Raw genomic sequence first — 24368 nt, 5'->3', positions numbered from 1 at the left:
ATAAAAATGACAACAACTACCCTACCAGATGAAAAAGGACATTTTGGCACGTATGGAGGAAGATATGTACCAGAAACTCTTATGCAGGCCATCCTAGAATTAGAAAAAGAATATGAAAAAGCAAAAGTCGATCCTGCATTTCAAAATGAGCTAAATGATTTATTAAGAGATTATGTTGGAAGAGAAACACCACTCTATTACGCGAAAAATTTGACAAAATACGCTGGGGGTGGAAAAATCTATCTCAAGCGCGAAGATTTAAATCATACTGGTGCCCATAAAATAAATAACTCTCTTGGGCAAGCATTATTGACTAAAAGAATGGGAAAATCAAAGGTTGTTGCAGAAACAGGGGCTGGTCAGCATGGTGTAGCAACTGCGACGGCTTGTGCGCTTCTTAATTTAGAATGTGTGATTTTTATGGGAGAAGAAGATATATTGCGTCAGCAATTGAATGTATTTCGGATGGAAATACTCGGTGCAAAGGTCATCAGTGTAAAGTCTGGAAGTGCAACTTTAAAAGATGCAGTTAATGAAGCATTAAGATATTGGGTGTCAAATGTAGAAGATACGCATTATATACTGGGCTCTGCTATGGGACCACATCCCTTCCCTAAAATTGTTAGAGATTTTCAAAGTGTGATTGGCCAGGAAACGAAAAAACAATTTATCGAAAAAGAAGCTAAACTTCCAGAAGCGATAGTGGCATGTATCGGCGGAGGGAGTAATGCAATTGGGATGTTTTATCCGTTTTTAGAAGATCGTGAAGTAAAACTTTATGGCGTAGAGGCTGCTGGCTTAGGACTTCATAGTGAAAAGCATGCAGCATCATTAGCGAAAGGCAAACCTGGTATTCTTCACGGAGCCTATATGTATCTCCTCCAAAATCAAGATGGTCAAATTCAAGAAGCCCATTCAATATCAGCAGGTCTAGATTATCCAGGGATCGGGCCTGAACATTGCTATTTACATGATATTGAACGAGTGCAATATGATGCCATTACCGATGATGAAGCATTGGAAGCGTTACAGGTGCTCTCGAAAACTGAAGGAATTATTCCGGCATTAGAAAGTGCCCATGCAATTAGTTATGCGATAAAACTTGCAAAAGAAATGGAGCCAACAGAACATATCGTTGTTTGTCTTTCGGGTAGAGGAGATAAGGATATGGAGGCTGTTAGATCGAAAATAGGGGGAGTAAAAGCATGAACCGCATCGAAAAAGTGTTCCAAACAATGAAAAAAGAAGGAAAAAAAGCATTTGTACCTTATGTAATGGCTGGGGACGGTGGCTTACCATCTTTGAAAGAAAAGTTAGTGTTTTTACAAGAAGCAGGAGCAACTGCCATTGAGATAGGTATCCCATTTTCTGATCCAGTAGCTGATGGTCCCGTTATTCAAGAGGCTGGTATTAGAGCTTTAAATACGGGTGTAACATTAAAAGAAATTGTTGATTGTATTAGAGAAATACGGCCAATTATCCATATTCCATTGATCTTTATGACGTATATGAACCCATTATTATCTTATGGGCTGGAGCGGTTCTCGAGAGATATTCAAACATCCGGTATCGATGGATTAATCATTCCTGATTTACCTATTGAAGAAGAAGAGATTATCACTTCTTACTTAGAAGAAGTTAAGATCGAATTGATTCGTTTAGTGACATTACAAAGTCCAATCGAAAGAATTGAGGAAATAACCAAGCGAGGTAAAGGTTTCGTCTACGCTGTTACCGTAAATGGCATTACTGGTACGAGAGCACAATTTGCTTCTCAGCTCTCAAGTCATTTAGAGAAAATAAAAAGTATAAGTCCACTACCCGTCTTAGCTGGATTTGGAATCTCCACACCAGAACATGTAGAAGAAATTCTTCAGTATTGTGATGGTGTCATTGTCGGATCAAAAATTATAGAGCTAATGGAAGCTGATAATTATGAACAGATCCGCGCTTTGATTAACGCAACCAAGCTACCTATTGCTTGAAAAATGGAGTACGAAAAAGAGCCGATTGGCTCTTTTTTTTACCTAAAACTAACAACAGAAAAAGAACATAATTAACGACTGATAAATCAAAATATGATATAGAGAAAAAATATCCCCGCGAAAGGAGAAAAAAATGCAATATGGTTTAGAAGACTACCAGAGCACACTTGAACAATATATAAAGGATATCGAGGCTCAGCTTTCTCACTTATCAAATATTAATATTGGCGTTGATTGTTGCATTTTAACCGAGTTTGAACAGCTCCAACAAATCGTGTCTGATGCCCATAATCTAACTGCGACTTATTACTTGCAGCATTATTTATCACCGTTTACAAACCATTTTTCTAGCATATCATTAGCGGGGCAAACACTATCGAACAAAGGTCACGGTGGCTTAATCATTATCGAGCGCGAAGTGGATGTTACGCCTTTTATCCATAATGGCATTCAAATCGATGCAAGGGTGAGTCAAGCTTTAATAGAAACGATTTTTTATCCAGGTGGTCCTGTACATGATGGAGGAACATTAATTCGTGGTGATATAATCATTTCAGCTGGAAATATTCTTCCTTTAACCAATATGGAAATAGATGGGCGCGTTCTAGGTACACGACATCGGGCGGCCCTTGGTTTATCGGAACTTACAGATGCGGTTATCTTAGTTGTATCAGAAGAGTCTGGCCGTATTTCTTTTGCTTATAAAGGAGAGTTATTTGTTGTTCGTCCATAAATTTATACATAGAAAAGGTCTAACTTGCACATATTACTCAAGGAAAGATATGTAAAAGGAGGCTTTTTTCTATGAATAATGATCATAATGGTGAAAATGAAAAATTCGAACAAGAAGAAACCTTGACTAACCGCCAAGGACATCCGGTTACTAATAATCAAAACATACGAACAGTAAGTAACAGAGGACCAGCGACACTAGAAAATTATGATTTTATTGAAAAAATTAGTCACTTCGACCGTGAGCGTATTCCAGAAAGGGTCGTGCATGCAAGAGGTGCTGGCGCTCATGGTTATTTTGAAGCGACAGGCATGGCAGGTGACGAACCAGTATCTAAATATACAAGGGCAAAACTTTTCCAAGAAAAAGGAAAGAAGACACCCGTGTTTGTTCGTTTTTCATCTGTTATCCATGGTGGTCACTCACCGGAAACACTTCGAGATCCGAGAGGGTTTGCAACAAAATTTTATACAGAAGATGGGAATTGGGACTTAGTAGGTAATAATTTAAAAGTATTTTTTATTCGGGATGCGATGAAGTTTCCTGACATGGTGCATGCATTTAAACCAGACCCATTAACCAATATTCAGGATGCAGAGAGGTTTTTTGATTTTTGTGCTAATTCACCTGAAAGTTTCCATATGGTCACATTTCTTTATTCACCTTGGGGAATACCGGCAAACTATCGCCAAATGCAAGGCTCGGGTGTGAATACATATAAATGGGTTAACGCAGAAGGGGAAGCGGTACTTGTAAAGTATCATTGGGAACCGAAGCAAGGGATTAAAAATTTAACACAAGAGGAAGCAGAACAGATTCAAGCAAAGAATTTTAATCATGCTACACAAGACTTATATGACGAAATTGAAAAAGAGAATTATCCTGAATGGGATTTTTTCGTTCAAATCATGAGTGATGATGCGCATCCAGAATTAGATTTTGACCCCTTGGATGATACAAAATTATGGCCGGAGGATCAATTTCCATGGCTTCATATTGGTAAGATGGTGTTAAATAAGAATCCGGAAGATTATTTTAATGAGGTCGAACAAGTTGCCTTCGGAACGGGGGTACTCGTTGATGGTCTTGATTTTTCTGATGATAAAATGTTGCAAGGTCGGACATTTTCTTATTCAGATACGCAAAGGTATCGTGTTGGACCTAACTACTTGCAATTACCTATTAATAAGCCGAAAACAAATCAAGCGACAAATCAGCGTGGAGGACAGATGTCTTACTATGTCGATAAAGCACCTGGTCAAAATCCGCATGTTAACTATGAACCTTCTAGTTTAGGTGGTTTAAAAGAATCAGAGCAATCCGGTAAAGAGCATACACCAAAAATCAGTGGTGAGCTCGTTCGAGAATCGATTGATCGTAATGATAATACAAAACAGGCTGGACATACCTTCCGTGAATTTGAGGACTGGGAAAAAGATGAATTGATATCAAACTTAGTGAATGATCTTTCCACATGTGCTAAGGTGTTACAAGATAAAATGATTACATTAGCTGAATCAGCGGATGATGAATATGGCAAGAGGCTAAGAGAAGGTTTAGCGAATGCTCGGAAAGAGGAAGGGGTGCATAAAGGTCGTCCACTTGGTGATAAAGATGGCGATGACGCACCCGGACATGCTGAACAGATGGGGCATGATGCAGATCGTTATTAATGAAAGGAGGGCTTGTTGCCCTTCTTTTTATTTTATTGGAATTAAAAAGTAACTATGAGCGTTACTACTCACGTAATTAAGGTCATGAAAAAAGGTTGTTAGGGTAGAAAATAGATTTCTTTGGATTGCTCAGGCAGCTATATTTTTACGGTTTTGAATATGAGTGGTATATGCTTTTAATAAGAAAGGGGTTGTCATCATGTGTGGTCGATTTACCTTATCTGAAGAAGTGTTCATTCTACAAAAAACATTTGAGTTTTATTATCATGATGAAGCGGATTTACCCAGGTATAATATTGCACCGGGGCAAAAAATTTTAACTATAGTAGAGGAGCAAGGAGAGAAAATTGGGAGGAAAATGACATGGGGTTTCATACCACCGTGGGCAAAAGCAAAACGTAATAGCACTTCATTCATTAATGCACGTGCAGAAACAGTGGATGAGAAACCTAGCTTTAAGCACTCTTTCCATACAAGGCGCTGTTTAGTCTTAGCTGATGGCTTTTATGAATGGAAGAAAATAGAAGGTGGTAAAAGCCAGCCTTTTCATTTTACATTGCTTGAAAATAAGCCGTTTGCGATGGCGGGAATCTGGAGCGAATATAGACAAGGGGACGAACTTTTTACATCATGTTGTATTTTAACCACAACCGCAAATGAGATCATGTCGTCTGTTCATCATCGTATGCCGGTCATGTTAACAGGTAATGAAGGTGATAAGTGGATGTATAGCAAAGATAAACAACAGCTGAAATCATTATGCAAACCTTTTCAAAGTGAAGAAATGCAAATGGTTAAAGTCTCAGAATTGGTGAATTCTGTGCATAATGATTATCCTGAGCTACTGAATAGTTTATAATCTAAAAAAATTGTTCAAGAGCTCCTTCTTGAACAATTTTAGAATGGTTGTACTAGAGGATGTGGATGGCGTATAAAGAATCCACCATCGTTATAATCAATCATTGTATCCCGTAGATAAGGTAAATCTGTAGGGTGGTATATGACTTGCACTGAATCATGTGTATAGATAGCGTCTTGTGTTGTGATTGTATCGGTTAGTGTAAGATCATATTTTCGTTGGTTACAACAAGGGGTCGTAATTCGAAAGCGAATCATTACGTTGTCTTGACCGCTCCATTCTAAGAGTGCCCGTGTGGCCTCTTTTGTAATTGCAAACAAGTTACTCAACTCCTGTTTTTTTGCGCTCTGAATTTTATTAATTTCTCTTTGAAATGAGACCATCTCTTGATTCGAGTTGTGTTTTCATCATTTTCACGGGTTTGATAAAAAAGTGAACGATGAACTACATAATGTATAACTTCTTCAATGATAATTAATCCTACTAAAATACTTAAGGCAATAGTTAACCAAATTGGCAATTATAACCCTCCTAATAGTGGGAATATATTAATCAGTATGAGGAAAATCTGAGATGACTTTAATATTCATTTTATCATATTTTTCGTACAACATGGTTGTATATAAACAGAATGGCTGGATAAATAAAAAAAGAAACGAGCTCAATCGAAGACTATTACTAGAAATTGAGTTCGTTTCTTTATATATAAATGGTTACGTAAATAGGAATAAAATAATTAACATGTTCCATAATCTCTACATAATTAGTTAGAGAATTTAACAAAATAGCCCGATTTTAACTGTTTTGTACAAGGCGAAGAAGTTTATGAGCATCATCTCCTGTAAGAGCCGCATAATACTCCCATATCTCGTCTCTTAATAAGTCGAGTTCAATAATTTTTTTCGCTAATTGAACTGCTTCTTCATTTTCCATTTGTTAAATCCCCCAATTAATTTTGATTATTTAATTGATAAATGTTTTTTTGATAATCCCTCAAGTTCAGAGAGTGTTAAGCTTTGAAGTTTCTGATCGTGCAAACCGTATTCTTGTAATAACTTAATCAAATAATTTCGTTTCTTTTCTACCGCTTTACGTAAATATTGCATTTTTATCTGCTCCTTTAAATTGATGATGATGTCATTCTAAAACGTTTGTTATAAAAAATCATCTGAATTGTTAGATAATCTAACATGGTTTATTTTATGTTATTTTTTTTAACATAACTAGTGAAATTTTTTAACAATTCTGTATAATAGAAATAAAACCTTAAAAATAGGGTGGTCTGCAGATGGAAAATGAATGGTCATATAAGGAAAGAAAAGTCATTTCAATTGGCGCTGTTAGTGAACTTACTGGATTAAGCGAAAGACAAATTAGATACTATGAAGAACGGAAATTGATATTTCCTTCAAGGTCTGATCGTGGTAATCGCAAATATTCTTTTTCGGATGTAGAAAGGTTAATAGATATTGCAAATAAACGAGAAGAAGGTGTGAGAACAGATGAAATTCGCATGGAATATAAAAAAGAAAAGGTGAAAGAAGATCGCGAAACAAGAAAGAAAATGATACAAGGACAGCTCAATGCGAGATTTATGGGGCAAAATAATGGAAAGAGATTTAATTGATATTTGAAAAGAATAGATGGTGACAGGGTTCTTTTAAACAGGATGACGAAAGTAGTCTCCGTTTTTAAAGCCCTTTTTTTATATCGTAAGTTACAGAATAGGATGTTAATGGTATTCTGTTATATATGATGACATAAATACATATTCTATGAGAAATGAAGGCTGTCCCTCTATATTGCTTTTAGAAGGGATTATTAAAATAATTCTGTATTTCTGCTCAATACTTCCTTATTTTAACGAATTCGTATACGATGGATAAGCGTAATTGTGGACCTTCAGAATAAGGTTTTGACGACATGGAGGGATATTTCTTTGAGTAAAAATAATGAACATGTGTTTGAAGTAATTGAGCTTTGTTTATTAGCGGGTAAAATTATGCTGCAATCCGGAGCAGAGACATATCGAGTGGAAGACACAATGACGAGAATAGCGGAAGCATTAGGTATTCCTAATTCACATAGTTATGTTACTCCTACAGGAATTGTTTTTTCGACTGATGACACCAACCCAGCGAAATTAATCAGAATCTCAGAACGATCTACAGATCTATATAAGGTGACATTAGTAAATGGTGTATCGAGAAAAGTAAGTAATGGCGAACTGACAAGACAAGAAGCATTTGAAAAGTTAATGGAAATTGAAAAGGCAAATTATACATTTCCAATTTATCAACAGGTACTTGCAGCGGCTATTGCTAGTGCTTGTTTTATGATTATGTTTTTAGGCCAGTGGCATGATTTTTTTCCTGCCTTTATTACTGGTGGTGTTGGTTTCCTTTCTTTTATTTTTTTGCAGAGAGTAGTGCAAATTCGCTTCTTTTCTGAATTTCTTGCTTCTCTAATTATTGGTGTGATCTCGATGCTTTTTGTCAAAATCGGAATAGGCGAACAACTGGATAAAATCATTATTGGCTCGGTCATGCCACTCGTACCTGGATTACTGATTACTAATGCTGTGAGAGATTTGATGGCGGGGCATCTTGTTTCAGGGTTATCCAAGGGCGCAGAAGCGTTTTTAACGGCATTTGCTATAGGTGCTGGGGTGGCAGTTGTCTTTGCAACAATGAGTTAAATGAAAGTGAGGTGCGAAATACATGACAATGGTTATTACACATTTGTTTACAAGTTTTATTGCGGCAGCATCGTTCGGTGTCATTTTTAATGCGCCAAGAAAATCATTATTGCGTTGTGGGTTTGTTGGTATGATTGGCTGGATCATCTATATAATTCTTGTGAACAATCATTATGATGCGATCCCCGCTTCGTTAATTTCTGCAGTGTTCATTTCAGCAATTAGTCATATTTTCGCAAAAATCTATCGCACGCCAATAATTATCTTTAGTGTTGCTGGTATAATTCCATTGGTTCCAGGTGGTATTTCCTATGATGCAATGAGACATTTTGTGTTAAATGATTATAATATGGCCATCCAATTGGCAGCAAAGGCATTTATGATATCAGGTGCGATTGCGGTGGGACTTGTCATTGCAGAAGTGTTTTTTCAATTGTTTATGAAAGCAAAACATAAAATAACGTCCAGAAACACATAATAGAGAGGAGGTGCGCATAGCACCTCTTTTCTATTAATTAATGAAAAGATGTGAATGCAGGATGAGGCGTGTCATATTTTGTATTTGTTTTATGTTTCTATTGCAAAATGCATTGGGGGTTCAAGCTCTAACTATAGAAAAAGCGAACGTACCACAGCAACTCCATGAAATGAGTTTAGAGGAAAAAATAGGGCAAATGTTGATGATAGATTTTAATCAAACAGTCGGGAGCGGACAAATAGGTGTAAATGATTCAATTATTCGGGTAATAGACCAAATCCAACCTGGTGGGATCATTTTTTTTAAGGAAAATATTCAATCGATGGAACAAACAAAGCGATTTACAATGGAATTACAGCATCGCAATCGTGGAATTCCTTTCTTAATAGGTGTAGATCAAGAAGGTGGGGAAATTGTGAATAGACTCCCTTTCTTAACAGAAATGCCAGGAAATATGGCATTAGGAGCTAGTAGTGATCTTGGACTTACCAAGCGTGTCGCCTCAGTATTAGGACAGGAGTTGGATTCACTAGGGTTTAATATGAACTTCGCACCTGTGGTTGATATGAATAGTAATCCTTTAAATCCGATCGTAGGTGTCCGCTCTTTTGGGGAAAATCCATACTTAGTTGCAAAAATGAGTGCAGCTTTTATGGAGGGGCTCCATGAAGCAGGAATATTTGCTGTAGCAAAGCATTTCCCGGGTCATGGTGATGTAACGGTTGATTCTCATAAAGGGTTACCCACTGTGTCTAAATCTATCGAGCAATTAAAGAAAAATGAGCTCATACCTTATCGATTTTTAATAGATAATGGTATTCAATCCATTATGACTGCTCATATTGCTTTTCCAGCTATTGAGAAGTCAATATATCCAGCATCACTATCTCACGCTATAACAACGAATCTTCTGCGGCAAAGTCTTGGGTTTAATGGAGTAGTTATAACAGATGCCCTAAATATGCAAGCGGTAGCGAGCACTTTTACAGCAGCTGATGCCGCTATTTCAGCTGTTAATGCTGGTGCAGATATATTATTAATGCCAACGGAAGCATTAACTGTTAAGCGGGCACTAATAAATGCCGTCAAAACAGAGGTTATTAGTGAGGAAAGAATTGATTTATCTGTGCTAAGGATTCTAAAATTGAAAGCACAGTTATTTAAAGAGCATAACACGATTGATGTCATACGATCTAAAGAACATCTTAAGGTAGAAAAAGAAGCGGCTGAAAAAGGGATTACAATTATAAAACGCGATGAAACGCTCCCGATTCAAAAAAATGAGAGGGTAGCATTCATAGATGATGGCAGTAATCATCAATCGAACAAACTGTTAACAGAAATGTTAGTTAATGCGGGAATCACCGTTACAACAGAAGAAGAGGCAGAACGACTCATTTATATTTTACATCATAAAAAAGACGCGTTATTGAATAACAACCTACAAAAAGAAAAGAAGCCAATAATAGTGATTTCGACTACAACTCCTTATCACTATGAACAATGGGAATTTGTACAAGGATTTATTTCTACATTTAGTCAATCGAGAGCTAGTATACAGGCAGTAAGTGATTATCTTATAGGGGAATTGTTAGCAACAGGATGTTTACCAGTTTCAATATACGATTCAACAGGAAAAGTGATTGTAATGAGCGAACAGGAATGTAAATAAAGGAAAAAGGTATTGTAACTTTTATCTTCGAAGCATATAATCCAAGATATATTTTGAAAGTTAGGAGAATAGCATGTTTAGAAGATTTTTGACTTATTATTTACCTCATAAAAGACTATTTATTATTGATTTTAGTTGTGCAATTATCGTTGCTCTACTAGAATTAGCTTTTCCATTAGCTGTTAGTTGGTTTGTAGATGAATTACTACCAACCAACAATTGGTCGATGATTGTTGCGGTTAGTGCGGGTTTGTTTGCTCTTTATTTTACGAGTACTGGGCTACAGTTTGTTGTTAACTACTGGGGACATAAACTTGGTATTAATATTGAAACAGATATGAGACAGCAACTATTTACACATGTGCAGAAGCAATCTTTTCGTTTCTTTGATAATACGAAAACCGGTCATATTATGAGCCGGACAACCAACGACTTAATGGATATTGGTGAGTTAGCCCACCATGGACCAGAAGACCTTTTTATTGCAGCGATGACTTTTGTCGGCGCTTTTTGGATCATGTTAACAATTAATGTGAAGCTTGCGCTAGTAGCAATATTTATTGTACCGTTCCTTGTATGGCTCATTGCATATTGTAATATTTCTATGAATAAAGCTTGGAGAAGAATGTATACAGAAATTGCCGAAGTGAATGGTAGGGTTGAAGATAGTGTTTCTGGTGCCCGTGTTGTTCAGTCTTTTACGAATGAAGCTTTTGAAATTGAAAGATTTACAAAGGATAATAGAAGGTTTCGTTCGGCTAAACTTCGTGGCTATAAAGTCATGGGGATCACATTATCTGGCGTCTATTTCCTCACGAGAGTGTTAATTCTGTCTGTTTTAGTTTTTGGTGCTTGGTTAGCTTTCAATAATCAGTTAGCACCAGGAGAGTTGGTCGCTTTTGTATTGTATGCTAATCTTTTATTAAAGCCGATTGATAAAATTAGTGCGTTAATGGAGCTCTATCCAAAAGGAATGGCAGGGTTCAAGCGTTTCACCGAAATGATTGATCAAGAACCAGATATAAATGATAAGCCTGATGCAATAGAAGTTGATTCATTACAAGGGAATATTACCTTTAACGATGTCACATTCGGGTACAATGATACTCAAAAAGTTTTACAAGAGTTGAATTTTTATATTCAATCTGGACAAACGGTTGCCTTTGTTGGTCCTTCAGGCGCTGGGAAGTCTACGATTTGTTCATTAATACCTAGATTTTATGATGTTGATAAAGGAGCCATCACGATTGATGGTATCAACATTCAAGATATGACGAAAAACTCTTTAAGAAATCAAATTGGTATCGTTCAACAAGATGTCTTTTTGTTTACAGGCACTATTAAAGAGAATATTGCTTATGGCAAGTTGGATGCAACGGAAGAGGAAATCATATTAGCAGCAAGTAAAGCCCACCTAACGCAATGGATTGATACGTTACCTGATGGTTTCGAGACACAAGTTGGCGAGAGAGGGTTGAAACTTTCTGGGGGACAAAAGCAACGTTTAGCCATTGCGAGAATGTTTTTGAAAAATCCACCGATTTTAATCTTAGATGAAGCCACTTCAGCACTTGATACCGAAACTGAAAAACTCATCCAGTCGGCCTTAACTGAGTTATCTAAAGACAGAACGACACTTGTTATAGCCCATAGATTTGCCACGATTAAAAATGCCGATAAAATCATGGTTGTAACTGAAGATGGTATAACCGAAGAAGGAACTGAAGAAGAGTTACTCGCTCTTGAAGGGATATTTGCGAACCTACATCATGTGCAGTACCAATAAATAAAGGTTGTCAAAGTGAAAAATATTTATCATAATAAAAGTTATGAGAAAATTAAAGAAAGACTTGACTTGTTTACCCGGTAGAAAGAATGCGGCTTTTCTTTCTCTGGGTTTTATTATGCCCAAAAGATAAGGAGGATGACAATGAAGATGAGAGTTTCTAGTGTGCAGTATCATTTGCATACGATTCGTTCGTTTGAGGATTTTGCTCGACAATGCAAACACTATATTCTTACTGCAAAAGAGTTTGATTCTGAGTTTGTATTGTTTCCAGAATTTTTTACTACTCAATTACTATCAATTGGTAGTGAAACGGGTGAAAGTTTATCCATTGCAGAATTACCAGGTTTTACGAAACAATATCAATCGCTGTTTACTCAATTAGCTGCTGAAACAAATATGCATATGATTGCAGGGACTCACGTAATCAGGCGAAATAATCGTCTTTATAATATGGCCCATCTTTTTTACCCGGATGGAAGGATAGAAGAACAAGCAAAGCTTCATTTGACACCCACTGAAATATATGAATGGGGCATAACAAAGGGTGAGGACTTAAGAGTTTTCGATACAGAAAAAGGTAGGATTGCGATTCTTACATGTTATGACATAGAATTTCCTGAGATTGTCCGTATGGCAGTAGCGAAAGGGGCAGATGTTATTTTTTGCCCATCGTGTACAGATGACCGCCATGGTTTTCATCGCGTCAGATATACTTCTCACGCAAGAGCAATCGAAAATCAAATCTATGTAGTAGGTGCAGGGACGGTGGGATCACTTCCCACAGTTGATTTTATGCGTGCAAATTTTGGACAAGCAGCTATCATGACACCAAACGATATACCCTTTCCTCCGCAAGGTGTTTTAGCAGAGGGGGAATTAAATAATGATATGATTATTACAGCAGACATCGATCTTCATTTATTGGATGAAGTAAGAAAAAAAGGATCTGTTACAACTTGGCGTGACCGGAGAACGGATTTATATTATGATTGGGGAAAGGCAAGATAGGATTATTGAACATGTCATTGGTTTTCCACTAAGAACTGTGAGTATGTGTCCATATTTAGGGAGAACCTTGAGATAAACAAACGAGTTAAAACTCAGTAACAGATAAAAATAGGATTGGATTAAATTATGGTTTCGATAGGCGGTGTTGTTGTGAAAAAATATCCTGGCTTTCTTCTTATATTTATAGGTATTGTTTTACTCTATTTTTCCTTTAAACTAGATGTTTCGCCAATCGTAGCGATTCTATTATTGCTTTCAAGTTTAATCGCTAATATCGCAGGTACGGTTGTATTAGTAAAGCTAATTATTACAATTCAAAGGAAAGCAGCCGAATTGAATAAAGAAGAATGATTAGAAGGGTTCGCTCTATGTTCGAACTACCTTACGAGTGTGGTGCTGAGAAATCAATTAAGGGCAAACACTTAATGAATATATATGAGTGCCAAAGGATAGAAAAAGTCAGTCCCGTATATGAGTGTTAACGGGACTGACTTTTTCTTTTTATCTATCGTCTTTATAAGTTTATCTCTACTATTCAATCTCCATCTTTTTTTCTGTACCATCAGCAAATATACGGTATTCTTCAATTTTCTGCTCATCGTTTACATAATAGAGTGCTGCACTTCTAATATTTTTGTTATCATCAAAATCAAAGTATATAATGACCTCTAATTGTTTATTTTTTAACGCATCCATATCGACGAGCTGATAATCAGCATCTAATGAATAATGTTCATCATGTTTAAAATCATAGCGAAAAGAGGGTAAGCCGTACATATCATCATTCATTTTTTGATCAGGCTGACCAAACTGATCGATTACGTCTTGTTCTGTCAGGTCGCTATGTAGTTTATCTTTTAATGTCGAAACGATATTTGCTTGTTCTTGAGTAGTCACATTTTCAACTGTAGTATCCTTTGCTGCCACCGGTTCCCCATTTGGTACCGCAGTTAAGTTCAGAAATAGGACGAATGTTAGGACGGATAAGGAAAGTATAAACTTAAACATTTAATCTCCTCCGTTTATATTTTCTGTTGCTACTATTCATATTTCCTTTTATACACTTTCAAAACATCAATTCAACAATTAATAGAAAGTTTTTGCTATACAATCTTTATGTATAGGTTTGTTATAATAGAAGAACATTTGAAAAAAGGAGCATGATTTGTGGAATTGAACCTCACTGACAAGATGATTATTGAAAGATGTGGAGCTGTTTCTTATAAGCGCGGTAAAGCTTTTTTCTCTGCAGGGAAAGTCAACTTTATAATAGAAGAAGAAAACAAAATCTATGCAGTTGTTAAAAGCGGAGAACACTTCAATGTAGAAGTAGAACGGATAGATGGTGAGATACAATCAAAGTGTAGTTGCCCTCAACTCTCTTCTTATCGTAAAGAATGTCAGCATCTAGCAGCTGTTTATATTGCCTGTCAAAAAAAGAACAGAGTGAGAGCGGACTCAGATGCGAATCAACTATTCTCCTTATTTGCAAAAGAGATTCCGGAAGTAAATGAACAAGCCCATTTTGAGTATAGAAAAAAATTAGATATACATATACAATGCTGTACGGTGACATGGAAAAATGAAGCAAGGCTAGCGATATCATTTATCTATCAAGGTCTACCTATTTCGTCCCCTCTCGATTGGTTCCGTTCTTTTATGGAAGGAAGGGTTTACAAAGAAAGTAATGGATTTCTATTGGATGCTACTAAACATTATTTAGCCGAGCCAATCGTCAATATTATGCAACTATTAGAGAATGCAGAAAGAAAGCACGAATGGTTATTCATTCCTTCATTAACTTGGGAAAAAGTAATGGAGAACATCATTCAGTTAGAAAATAGTCACTTTAAAGAAGAGAACAAACAGTTACAAACGATGAGATTAACAGATCAACCTTTACCCATCATTTTTGAACTCTCTTATAACGAAGAAGAAAATATGGCTATTTTATCTTACAATCATAATGATTCTTTTCAGCTTTTACCATATTATCAAGCTGTATATAAAGAGGGATGCTTTTATCATTGGCCTAAACATGACTTTAGACGTTTAACTGAATTGTTAAAGATGATGCAGGAAGATAAAAAATTGATGATTGCTGATGAACAAATCTCATTTTTCTTAAATAAAGTAGTGCCTGGGTTAAAGAGGCTTGCGACCATAACCATAGCTGATACGATTAAAAAGCAATATATGCAAGCCCCCTTAGTGGCAAAGCTTTATTTAGATCGCTTAAATCATAAATTATTAGCTAGTCTGGAGTTTCATTACGGCAAATTAAGTTTTAATCCATTAGATGACGAAAAAGCTAAAAAGGTTCTATTTAGAAATAAAGAAGACGAGGAGCAAATCCTCTCTTTAATGGAACAGGCCTCTTTTACAAAAACGGATGAAGGTTATTATATTCAAAATGAAGAATTGGAATATCATTTTTTAATGCATATTTTACCTGATTTACAAGAGCATGTACGTATATACACGACTACAGCCATAAAGATGAGGATTGATAAAGGTAAAACGCGTCCAGTTATTAGAGTGAAAATGAAAAAAGATCGAATGAATTGGCTGCAATTTAAATTTGATATTGAAGGAATTCCTGAGCAAGAAATTAAAGAAATCCTAACTGCAATTGAACATAAAAGAAAATACTATCGCCTCAAGAACGGGGCATTATTATCATTAGAAACAGAAGATTATCAACAAATTAAGGCTTTTTTGAACGAAGTACCTCTGCAAGCTGAAAATTGGAGTGAAACGACACTTGTACGTGGCTTACAGCTTATTGCAAAAACGAAGGAAGAAACGATTGCCTTTGAAGCATCTATAAGAAATTTTCTTCAAGATTTTAAAAATCTTAACGAAGATGACTACCCTCTACCAGGGAATTTTTCGTCCATATTAAGGCCCTATCAAATAGAAGGTTATCAGTGGATGAGAAAGCTGGCAGAAAACCAATTTGGTGGAATTTTAGCAGACGATATGGGGCTTGGGAAAACGGTACAAGCGATTACTTTCATCTATTCTTATATAGATGAAATAAGACATAAACAGTCACCTGCTCTTATTGTATGCCCCTCATCCGTACTTTACAATTGGTTACAAGAATGGATGAAGTTTGTACCGGATATGAAAGTTGTGATTTTAGATGGCAAACAGAGCGAAAGACAATTAATACGTAAAGATATTCATGTAGCAGACGTAGTTATTACATCATATACGTTAATAAGGAAAGACATTCATTGGTTGAAAAATGAACGTTTCCACACGATTATCTTTGATGAAGCACAAAGTTTTAAAAACCCATTAACAGAAACACATAAATCTGTAAAACAATTATTATCACAATATAAGTTTGCACTAACAGGTACACCGATAGAAAATGCAATCGAGGACTTATGGTCTGTCTTTCATATTATCTTCCCAGATTTATTTCTCGGCTTACAACAATTTAGTGAACTAAATAACGCTGCGATTGCCCGAATAATTCAACCTTTTGTTTTACGAAGAATGAAAACAGAGGTATTGGAAGAGCTTCCAGTTAAGGAAGAAAAAATCGAAAGAATAGATTTATATAAAGAACAACAAAAAATTTACTTAGCGTATCTAGCCAAATTGAAAGAAGATACATTAAAGCATTTAGATAAACGGACGTTAAGGAAAAATCGTATTAGAATTTTAGCAGGACTAACGAGGTTAAGACAGTTATGTTGTCACCCGGCATTATTTGTAGAAGGCTATCAGGGACGCTCAGCTAAACTAGATCATTTATTGACTTTATTACAAGAAGCAAAACAGGCGAATCGCCGTGTGCTCATTTTCTCTCAATTTACGAGCATGCTTGAAATTATCAGTAGTGAACTCTCCTTTCAAGGGAAAGAATTCTTTTATTTAGATGGTCATACAACCGCAAAGGAAAGAGTAGAAATGTGTGAACGGTTCAATAGCGGGGAAAAGAATCTTTTTCTGTTATCATTAAAAGCTGGTGGTACTGGTTTGAATTTAACAGGTGCAGACACTGTTATTTTATATGACACATGGTGGAATCCAGCAGTTGAAAGCCAGGCAGCGGACCGTGCCTACCGCATCGGTCAAAAAAAAGATGTCGTTGTCGTGAAATTAATTGCTAAAGGTACGATTGAGGAAAGAATGGAAGAAATGCAGTATCGCAAAAAAGATTTAATTCATACAATTCTTGACCGGGAAACAGAAGACTTTCTTACGGAAGAGGATCTATTACATCTTTTAGATATAAGAGACTAATGGGTCTCTTTTTTTTGTTTCTGGTCTCTTGCTTAGGTGTTATAAAGGCAAGTAATATTCCTAGTTCATCCACTTAATGTTGTTCATCATACAAATATTTCACTTTTGTATATAAAGAAGAAAGTCTACCAATTTTAAATTGGAATTCTATAGTTTTCGCTAGCTAGCTCACTCAATAATATAACTCAATACCTTTACGTATTTATTTAACCTGTGTCTATTCTAAAGGAGTTAATCATTGAAATGTTGAAGTGAATATGTTTTCATGGAGACTGAATTAAATAATTGAAATAACTAGATTTTTACAGATGAAGCATCCGTCTTTATTAGGCCAAAGAGATTAGGAGAAAGGTGCAAAAAAATACAAGTTTTTAGGAAAAAGTTTCAGTTTGTAATAAAAAAATGATGAAATATGTCGGATTAGTAATATATTTGTAACATTGCTATTACCTGAATGTCAAAAAGGGATGATATAATGCATTTTGTACTAGATAATATACCGACATATAAAAGTGAACTATAGTAAAAAAAACATAGAAAAATAGACAATATAGATAAAACATACATAAAAAGGAAAAATGTTAAAAAGGCAGGGGAAAATGAGTGAAGAAAAAGATTATCGCATTAAACACAACAATTATGTTAGGCCTTGGAGCCTTCGCACTTCCAGCAGTGAACGCAGAATCTCTGGATGACATTAAAAAAGAACGCTCTGATGTCAAATCTGATCTTTCTAAAGCAGAAAAAGAACTTGCAGCAGTATTAACAGAATTAAATGGTTTAGAAGAGAAAATCGCAAAAGTAGACCAAGCAGTAGCCGATAACGAGAAAATTGTTAAAGAAACAGAAAAAGAAATTGAAGAAGCTAAAGCAAAAATAAAAAAACTTGAAGAAGAAATTAAAGTCATTCAAGAAAGAATTGACAAAAGAAGTGAAATCTTAAAAGAGCGTGCAGTGGCTATCCAAAATAGTGGTGGTTCTAACGTTAACTATATTGAAGTCCTTCTAGGTTCTACTAGCTTCAGTGATTTTGTTGATCGTGTTGGTGCGATTTCTAAAATTGTCGATGCAGACGAAGAATTATTAATTCAACATGATAAAGACAAAAAAGAAGTAGAAGAAAAGAAAGCAACAGTAGATAAAGAGTTAACTACACTAAATGAAAAAATGACTGATCTTGAAGGTATGCGCGAGCAACTAAAAGAACAGGAAGCACAAAATGATAAGCTAAAAGCTGAATTAAAAGAAAAAGAAGAAGTTGCAGCTGAAAAAAAATCTAAGTTACAAGCTAAAGATGTTGATCTAGCAGCAATGCAAGCTGAAATTGAGAGTAGCATGGCGAGACAAGCTCCTGTAGAAGCAAGTGTTACAAATAATGAATCAACTTCAACTTCAACAAATACTACAAACTCTAATAGTAGTTCTAAATCTAAGTCTTCAGCAAAAGCATCTTCTGCACCAGCATCTACAACTGTTGGTAGCGGTATGCAAGCAGTTATTTCAGCAGGTAATAAATACATCGGAAATTCAGTTTATGTATTTGGCGGTGGTCGCTCAGCATCTGATATCGCTGCAGGTCGTTTTGATTGTTCTGGGTTCGTACATTGGGCATTTGCTCAAGGTGGCTATAGTGTAGGTGCTAGTACGGATGCATTGAAAAATCAAGGTACACCAGTTCCAGCAAGCCAAATGCAACCTGGGGATATGGTATTCTTTAATACGTATAAAACAGATGGTCATGTTGGTATTTATATCGGTGGCGGTAAATTCATCGGTTCACAAAGCAGCACAGGTGTAGCCATTGCTGATATGTCAAGTGGTTATTGGGCAAAAGCATTTAACGGCCGCGTTAACCGCATCAACTAATCTATCATTTGAATTTTTGAAAGAGCGTCTTGTTACGAATGTAATAGGGCGCTTATTTATTTTATACCCAATTCTGTTCTCGTCTTAAACATGGATCTTGAAACCTAATCATAATCGGTAAAGGAGAACAAGCTAGTACTAAGTTGTATTATCCCATCAAATAATAGATCAGCACTTAAATGATTGTGGTGTTTTTCAAACTTCCTGTTTTATTCTCCTCAGCTATCGTATTCTCTATGTAAATAGGTTCCAAGTAAAATTGTAAATCTGACTTATCTTCTATAAGTAGTTATAAAATTATCAGTTAATTCTAAAAATAGTTGCAATTATTCTTATTAGGTGTTTTAATAAAATTAACTTATCTGATATGTGATATATAACAGGATGTGATGATTTTGGCAATTGAAAAGATTGAGACGAAGAAAGTCTCACATATTATTGAAGAGAAGTTAGAGGAAATGATTCTCGATGGTCAATATCAAATCGGTGAAAAACTTCCATCAGTCCGCATGCTTTGTGAGTCTTTTGGTGTCGGGAGATCAGCGATTCGAGATGCAATCACTGCATTGAAAGGGAAGGGATTAGTTGAGGTAAAACAAGGAGAAGGTACTTATGTGAAGGCGTTTGATGTTCATACATTGCTGGGGAGTAAGTATTGGAATTTGTATGAAAAGGATATACAAGAACTCTTTCAAGCACGTAAGATCGTCGAGGTAGGTTTAGCGGAATTAGCTGCCAATCACAGATCAGAAAAGGATGTAGAGGATTTACATTATATACTTACAGCAAAAAAGGGGTGGGAATCGGATTTTTTATTTCACCAAAAGCTTGCTTGTATTGGAGGTAACACAGTTTTAATGCAATTTATAGACTTCATATCAGCACCATTGAAGCAAACGCTAGTAAAGTTCCATCAATATATACAGAACAGTACAGAAAAAGGTTCAATCATTGAAGCCCAACATAGGAACATTTTCCAAGCAATTAAGGAACGAAATAGCAAAAAAGCTTCAGAAGAAATGCTGGTGCATTTGACCACAGTCGAAGATATGTTACAAGAGACATCTACTATGGAGTAAAAATTTTTCGCTATTTGAAAAACAGTGTTTTGTAATAGCGAACAATAAGGAGGTAAGGAAATTGATGAATGAGTTGCTTTCTATAGCGGAGTATTTAACAACTTATAAACTAGACTATGAAATGTCTCAAGCTGATTTGTATGGTAATAGTGGACAATACACCGTATATCCAACCTCAGAAGAAGAGTTAAGTGCAATATTCGCTTTTGTTCATAAACATCAATTCACGGTCAATATCCAAGGTGCTGGATCTAAAAGGGGTTACGGTGGATTAATTGATCAAGCTGATTTACTTATTTCAATGGAAAAATTTACGGGAATCGTTGAACATCATAGTGGAGATATGACTTTAACCGTTAAAGCAGGAACGAAACTTGAGGATGTTCAACGTTATTTAGAGGATTTTAATCAAAAGTTAGCACTAGATCCCTTTATGCCTCACGTAAGTACAATTGGTGGAGTGATAGCAAGTAATGATAGTGGACCGAAGAGACTAAATTATGGATCCGCCAGAGACGCAGTCATCGGTTTAAGAGTAGTATACCCAGATGGTAAGGTGATTCGTACAGGTGGTAAAGTAGTAAAGAATGTTGCCGGCTATGACATGAATAAGTTGTTTATTTCTTCAATGGGGACACTTGGAGTGATAACAGAAGTCACGGTTAAATTACGTCCACTGGCAAAGAGTACAGCCACTTGCATCATATCTTTTCAAGGTGAAGATAGAAATACGATTTATTCTTTTACTAGAAATTTATTAAATAATAGTATTGAACCAATTAGTTGTGAGTTACTTGATCCTATTGTTTCATATAATATTAGCGGCATAAATAAACTTTCCTTACTCGTAAGCTTCGAAGATGTAGAAAAATCGGTGGAATATCAAATAAAGTATATTCAAAGTTTGATAGAAGAAGAAATGAAACTGACTATTCTTAGAAATAGTGAGGAAAAACAGTTATGGGACCGACTTTATCATCTACCTATTGATAAAGAGGATGAGTATAACAACGGTGAAAAAATCTTTGCTGTTGCTAAAATAGGTACAATCAATCTAAACGTTATAGACATTCTCCTAAAGGTAATGGAGATTAGAAGAAATACCAACATTGATATTTATACGCATGGAGGAGTCGGTCATGGCTTGATGCAACTATATATCAAGGGGAAAGAAAGTGAAATGATTGAAGCGCTTACAAAAATGAGAGAAGTAACAAATGAAAATGGTGGTTATTGTATCATAAAACATTTACCGCTAGCTCAAAGGTTAGTGTTTGATACATGGGGAGAAACGAAAGGTGCTCATTATTTACTAGAAGGAATTAAAACGAAGGTCGATCCAAAAAAAATCTTAAACCGTAAACGTTATGTAGGGGGGATATAGGTGACAGTCTCACAACAAAAATCAAAGCAACCAGCTTGCAAAGACGGGGTGAGCAATTATTTGTGGAATGATGCGCCTGATGAAACGAAATGGGCAGATTGTGTGCATTGCGGAATGTGTTTAGAATCTTGTCCAACCTATGAACAAACAGGTCAGGAACAGCATTCGCCAAGGGGAAGAGTTTATTTAATTAAGTCTGTGGCAGAAGGGAAATTAATGGTAAATGAAGAGTTTATGGATCCTGTATTTGCATGTTTAGATTGTCGAGCTTGTACAACAGCATGTCCGGCTGATGTTGATGTTGGTGGATTAATTGAAGAAGCACGTGGGCAAGTAAGGCAAGCTATTCCTCTAAAAGGATGGAAAAAGTCTGTAAACAAGTTATTTTTACATGGGATATTTCCACATGAAAATCGTCTGCAAACTTTAGGTGGACTGCTGAAGTTCTATCAAAAAAGTGGAATGCAAACATTGGTTAGAAAAACGAAACTCATTCAAATAATGCCTAAACATTTAGTTGATATGGAAGGGGTCATGCCAAAGATTCATTCATCAGTAAAGAAAAAACATCGTAACGGATCAGTAATTAAAGCGAAACAAGAAACTAAACGTGAAGTGGCGATGTTAACTGGTTGTGTAATGGATGTTATGTTTAGTGATGTCAATGAATCTACTATAAACGTGTTAACACGTAATGGTAATGATGTCCATATTCCTCAAAATCAAACCTGTTGCGGGGCTTTACATGTTCATGCAGGTGATCGAGATATGGGTAGAAAACTGGCAAAACAAAATATTCTTGCCTTTGAGAACGACGATACAGTAATTGTCAATGCAGCGGGATGTGGCTGTATGATGAAAGAATATGGTGAATTATTTAAAGAGGAGCCAGAGTGGCGAGAAAAAGCAGAAGCGTTAGCAGATAAAGTGGAGGACATCTCGAAGTTCCTTTATGATACAGGTTATGAAAAGCCAAAAGCTTCCTTGAATAAAAGAATTACTTATCACGATGCCTGCCATCTTGCTCATGGTCAAGGTGTGAGAGAGGAACCACGAGATTTGTTATTAAATATTCCTGGAGTAGAGATGGTCCATATGCCGAATGCAGATCGTTGTTGTGGGAGTGCAGGTATTTATAATATTACCAACCCTGAAATGGCGGGAGCTGTATTAGCAAGTAAAATGGAAAACGTGCCAGATGATGTCGAGATGATTTCCATGGGGAACCCCGGCTGTATGTTGCAAATGGCCATTGGTGTGAAAAATCATGGGCGCAGTCAAAAGGTTGTTCATACCGTTCAACTATTAGATTGGGCTTATCAAAAGGAGAGTAGAGGATGAAGAAATGGAAATTAAAAACAAAAGATCGACATATTCATGGACTCTCTCAATTGTTAAATGATAAACAGGCTATTCTTTATCATAAAGAAGATTTAATCAGTTATGATTGTGATGGGTTTACGATTCATAAATCATTACCAAGAGCGGTTGTTTTTCCTCATTCAACCGACGAAGTGGCACGTATTGTCAAGTATTGTCATGATCATTCCTTACCTTTTTTAGCGAGAGGTGCGGGTACAGGGTTGAGTGGTGGAGCGATTCCCCTTAATAATGAGGTCATTATTAGCATGGTTAAAATGAAAAGATTAATTGACATTGACCTTGATAACAGGAGAGCAGTTGTCGAGCCTGGTTATGTGAATTTGAAACTCACAAATCAAATTATTGAACGCGGATATTACTATGCACCAGATCCATCGAGTCAATATTGCTGTACCATTGGTGGGAATGTGGCAGAGAATGCTGGAGGTGCCCATTGTTTAAAATACGGTGTGACAACAAACCACATTTTAGGGTTAGAATTAGTTCTACCAAATGGAGAAATAGTTGAAATCGGTAGAAACGGTATTTTAGATGAACCTGGTTATGACCTATTAGGCCTTATTACAGGTTCAGAGGGTACATTAGGTATTGTAACAAAAATCATAGTCAGAATATTAAAAAATCCAGAAGGAAAACAAACCGTGTTAGCCTATTTTGATGATATTGAAGACGGTAGTCAAGCAGTATCGGATATCATTTCAGCAGGTATTGTTCCGGCAGCACTTGAAATGATGGATAAGACAGCTATTGAAGGAGTAGAAGCAGCGGCCTTTCCGGTTGGTCATCCGAAAGATATAGCAGCTGTTTTATTAATCGAAGTAGATGGTATTGCAGCAGGAATCGATGAACAAATTGAGCAAATTTTATCGGTTTGTCGCCATCGTAATGTTAGAGAAGTAAGAGCAGCAAAGGATGAAAAAGAACGGGCAGCATGGTGGGCTAATAGAAAAACAGGATTTGGTGCAATGGGGGCAATATCACCTGATTATCTTGTTCAAGATGGCGTTATCCCACGTAGTAAATTACCTGAAGTTCTTCGAAGAATTAATAAGATCAGTGAAGAATATGACTTGCGAATTGCCAACATATTTCATGCTGGGGATGGGAACTTACACCCGCTCGTTTTATTTGACGCGAGAGTTCCTGGCGAAACAGAGAAAGCGCTGGCAGCTGGTAGTGCATGTCTAAAAGTGTGTGCAGATGTTGGTGGAACAATTACAGGTGAACATGGAGTAGGTATTGAAAAGAGGGAAGAAATGCGGTTCGTTTTCACTGATGAAGAAATTGCAGCACAAACGGATATTCGATCTGTGTTTAATACGGATAATCTTTTGAATGCTGGCAAGTTATTTCCGTCTCCAAGTAGATGTGCAGAAGTGAAAAAAGAAATAAAAGAGAAAATTATTGGATAAATAATCGTAAGAATAATCTAAAAATCATTGAAGCGATCAGTCAATCATGGTATATTTTTTTTAGAATAATAGAAACAGTGTTTTGT

General features: G+C 36.2%; 23 protein-coding genes. 18 read left to right on the top strand and 5 right to left on the bottom strand.

The window, feature by feature from the left end; translation table 11 throughout:
* Nucleotides 1-6 precede the first annotated feature (6 nt).
* The 5 genes from trpB to MKX67_RS13450 all read left to right on the top strand — a co-directional run bounded on the left by trpB (nucleotide 7) and on the right by MKX67_RS13450 (nucleotide 5250).
* On the top strand, nucleotides 7-1209 hold the full coding sequence (trpB, locus tag MKX67_RS13470) for a tryptophan synthase subunit beta (protein WP_307313411.1): 1203 nt from the start codon (nucleotides 7-9) through the stop codon (nucleotides 1207-1209).
* Nucleotides 1206-1985: a tryptophan synthase subunit alpha gene (trpA, locus tag MKX67_RS13465; protein ID WP_322909488.1), complete on the top strand. Its 780-nt coding sequence runs from the start codon at nucleotides 1206-1208 to the stop codon at nucleotides 1983-1985. The genes trpB and trpA overlap by 4 nt, the downstream gene beginning before the upstream one ends.
* A gap of 133 nt (nucleotides 1986-2118) precedes the next feature.
* Nucleotides 2119-2718 carry a sporulation-specific diadenylate cyclase CdaS gene (gene cdaS, locus MKX67_RS13460; RefSeq protein ID WP_322909487.1) on the top strand — a complete coding sequence of 200 codons (600 nt, stop codon included), beginning with the start codon at nucleotides 2119-2121 and terminating at the stop codon, nucleotides 2716-2718.
* A gap of 71 nt (nucleotides 2719-2789) precedes the next feature.
* Complete coding sequence (locus tag MKX67_RS13455; protein ID WP_095372992.1) at nucleotides 2790-4391, top strand: catalase; 1602 nt, start codon at nucleotides 2790-2792, stop codon at nucleotides 4389-4391.
* A 199-nt stretch (nucleotides 4392-4590) separates the two neighbouring features.
* Nucleotides 4591-5250 (top strand): SOS response-associated peptidase, encoded by a 660-nt coding sequence (locus MKX67_RS13450; protein ID WP_095372993.1) that lies wholly within the window; start codon nucleotides 4591-4593, stop codon nucleotides 5248-5250.
* 38 nt (nucleotides 5251-5288) lie between these two features.
* On the opposite strand, the gene MKX67_RS13445 is transcribed toward MKX67_RS13450, so the two are convergent.
* The 4 genes from MKX67_RS13445 to MKX67_RS13430 form a co-directional block, all read right to left on the bottom strand.
* The gene (locus MKX67_RS13445) at nucleotides 5289-5570 is read right to left on the bottom strand and encodes an iron-sulfur cluster biosynthesis family protein (RefSeq protein ID WP_322909486.1); all 282 of its coding nucleotides are present in this window, start codon (nucleotides 5568-5570) and stop codon (nucleotides 5289-5291) included.
* Between the two features lie 5 nt (nucleotides 5571-5575).
* Complete coding sequence (locus tag MKX67_RS13440; protein WP_157733958.1) at nucleotides 5576-5770, bottom strand: hypothetical protein; 195 nt, start codon at nucleotides 5768-5770, stop codon at nucleotides 5576-5578.
* Nucleotides 5771-6045: 275 nt separating this feature from the next.
* A complete protein-coding gene (locus MKX67_RS13435) occupies nucleotides 6046-6183 on the bottom strand; it encodes a hypothetical protein (protein WP_180316959.1) in 138 nt (45 codons plus the stop codon).
* A 26-nt stretch (nucleotides 6184-6209) separates the two neighbouring features.
* The gene (locus tag MKX67_RS13430; RefSeq protein ID WP_224938446.1) at nucleotides 6210-6356 is read right to left on the bottom strand and encodes a Fur-regulated basic protein FbpA; all 147 of its coding nucleotides are present in this window, start codon (nucleotides 6354-6356) and stop codon (nucleotides 6210-6212) included.
* A gap of 182 nt (nucleotides 6357-6538) precedes the next feature.
* Here MKX67_RS13430 and MKX67_RS13425 point away from each other — a divergent pair, with 182 nt between their 5' ends.
* The 7 genes from MKX67_RS13425 (at nucleotide 6539) to MKX67_RS13395 (ending at nucleotide 13246) form a co-directional block, all read left to right on the top strand.
* Nucleotides 6539-6877, top strand: coding sequence for a MerR family transcriptional regulator (locus MKX67_RS13425; protein ID WP_095372996.1), 339 nt, complete (start codon nucleotides 6539-6541; stop codon nucleotides 6875-6877).
* 375 nt (nucleotides 6878-7252) lie between these two features.
* Entirely contained in the window at nucleotides 7253-7948 is a 696-nt protein-coding gene (locus tag MKX67_RS13420; protein WP_342489278.1) for a threonine/serine exporter family protein, read from the top strand.
* A gap of 28 nt (nucleotides 7949-7976) precedes the next feature.
* On the top strand, nucleotides 7977-8426 hold the full coding sequence (locus MKX67_RS13415; protein ID WP_095373663.1) for a threonine/serine exporter family protein: 450 nt from the start codon (nucleotides 7977-7979) through the stop codon (nucleotides 8424-8426).
* A gap of 61 nt (nucleotides 8427-8487) precedes the next feature.
* On the top strand, nucleotides 8488-10098 hold the full coding sequence (locus MKX67_RS13410) for a glycoside hydrolase family 3 protein (protein ID WP_322909484.1): 1611 nt from the start codon (nucleotides 8488-8490) through the stop codon (nucleotides 10096-10098).
* Nucleotides 10099-10171: 73 nt separating this feature from the next.
* Nucleotides 10172-11884 (top strand): ABC transporter ATP-binding protein, encoded by a 1713-nt coding sequence (locus MKX67_RS13405; RefSeq protein WP_322909483.1) that lies wholly within the window; start codon nucleotides 10172-10174, stop codon nucleotides 11882-11884.
* Nucleotides 11885-12028: 144 nt separating this feature from the next.
* A complete protein-coding gene (locus MKX67_RS13400) occupies nucleotides 12029-12895 on the top strand; it encodes a carbon-nitrogen hydrolase family protein (RefSeq protein WP_322909482.1) in 867 nt (288 codons plus the stop codon).
* A gap of 150 nt (nucleotides 12896-13045) precedes the next feature.
* The gene (locus MKX67_RS13395) at nucleotides 13046-13246 is read left to right on the top strand and encodes a hypothetical protein (RefSeq protein WP_191817260.1); all 201 of its coding nucleotides are present in this window, start codon (nucleotides 13046-13048) and stop codon (nucleotides 13244-13246) included.
* A gap of 180 nt (nucleotides 13247-13426) precedes the next feature.
* Here the strand turns inward: MKX67_RS13395 and MKX67_RS13390 are convergent, their stop codons facing one another.
* Nucleotides 13427-13903: a hypothetical protein gene (locus tag MKX67_RS13390; protein WP_342488307.1), complete on the bottom strand. Its 477-nt coding sequence runs from the start codon at nucleotides 13901-13903 to the stop codon at nucleotides 13427-13429.
* A 159-nt stretch (nucleotides 13904-14062) separates the two neighbouring features.
* Between MKX67_RS13390 and MKX67_RS13385 the strand changes: the two genes are divergently transcribed.
* From MKX67_RS13385 to MKX67_RS13360, 6 genes are all read left to right on the top strand, one after another.
* On the top strand, nucleotides 14063-17158 hold the full coding sequence (locus MKX67_RS13385) for a DEAD/DEAH box helicase (protein ID WP_322909481.1): 3096 nt from the start codon (nucleotides 14063-14065) through the stop codon (nucleotides 17156-17158).
* Nucleotides 17159-17761: 603 nt separating this feature from the next.
* Nucleotides 17762-19024 (top strand): C40 family peptidase, encoded by a 1263-nt coding sequence (locus MKX67_RS13380; RefSeq protein WP_095373004.1) that lies wholly within the window; start codon nucleotides 17762-17764, stop codon nucleotides 19022-19024.
* A 395-nt stretch (nucleotides 19025-19419) separates the two neighbouring features.
* Nucleotides 19420-20103: a FadR/GntR family transcriptional regulator gene (locus tag MKX67_RS13375; RefSeq protein WP_307313439.1), complete on the top strand. Its 684-nt coding sequence runs from the start codon at nucleotides 19420-19422 to the stop codon at nucleotides 20101-20103.
* Between the two features lie 64 nt (nucleotides 20104-20167).
* Nucleotides 20168-21487 (top strand): FAD-binding oxidoreductase, encoded by a 1320-nt coding sequence (locus MKX67_RS13370; protein WP_342489276.1) that lies wholly within the window; start codon nucleotides 20168-20170, stop codon nucleotides 21485-21487.
* Nucleotides 21488-22828, top strand: coding sequence for a (Fe-S)-binding protein (locus MKX67_RS13365; RefSeq protein ID WP_307313441.1), 1341 nt, complete (start codon nucleotides 21488-21490; stop codon nucleotides 22826-22828). It begins immediately after the preceding gene.
* Nucleotides 22825-24282, top strand: coding sequence for an FAD-linked oxidase C-terminal domain-containing protein (locus MKX67_RS13360; protein WP_307313442.1), 1458 nt, complete (start codon nucleotides 22825-22827; stop codon nucleotides 24280-24282). The genes MKX67_RS13365 and MKX67_RS13360 overlap by 4 nt, the downstream gene beginning before the upstream one ends.
* The last annotated feature ends 86 nt before the right edge of the window (nucleotides 24283-24368 follow it).

The sequence above is a fragment of the Cytobacillus sp. FSL W7-1323 genome, from assembly GCF_038595015.1.
Lineage (GTDB): Bacteria > Bacillota > Bacilli > Bacillales > Cytobacillaceae > Cytobacillus > Cytobacillus kochii.
The sequence above is the reverse complement of the archived record's forward strand: the minus strand, read 5'-3'. Positions and strand labels throughout refer to the sequence as shown.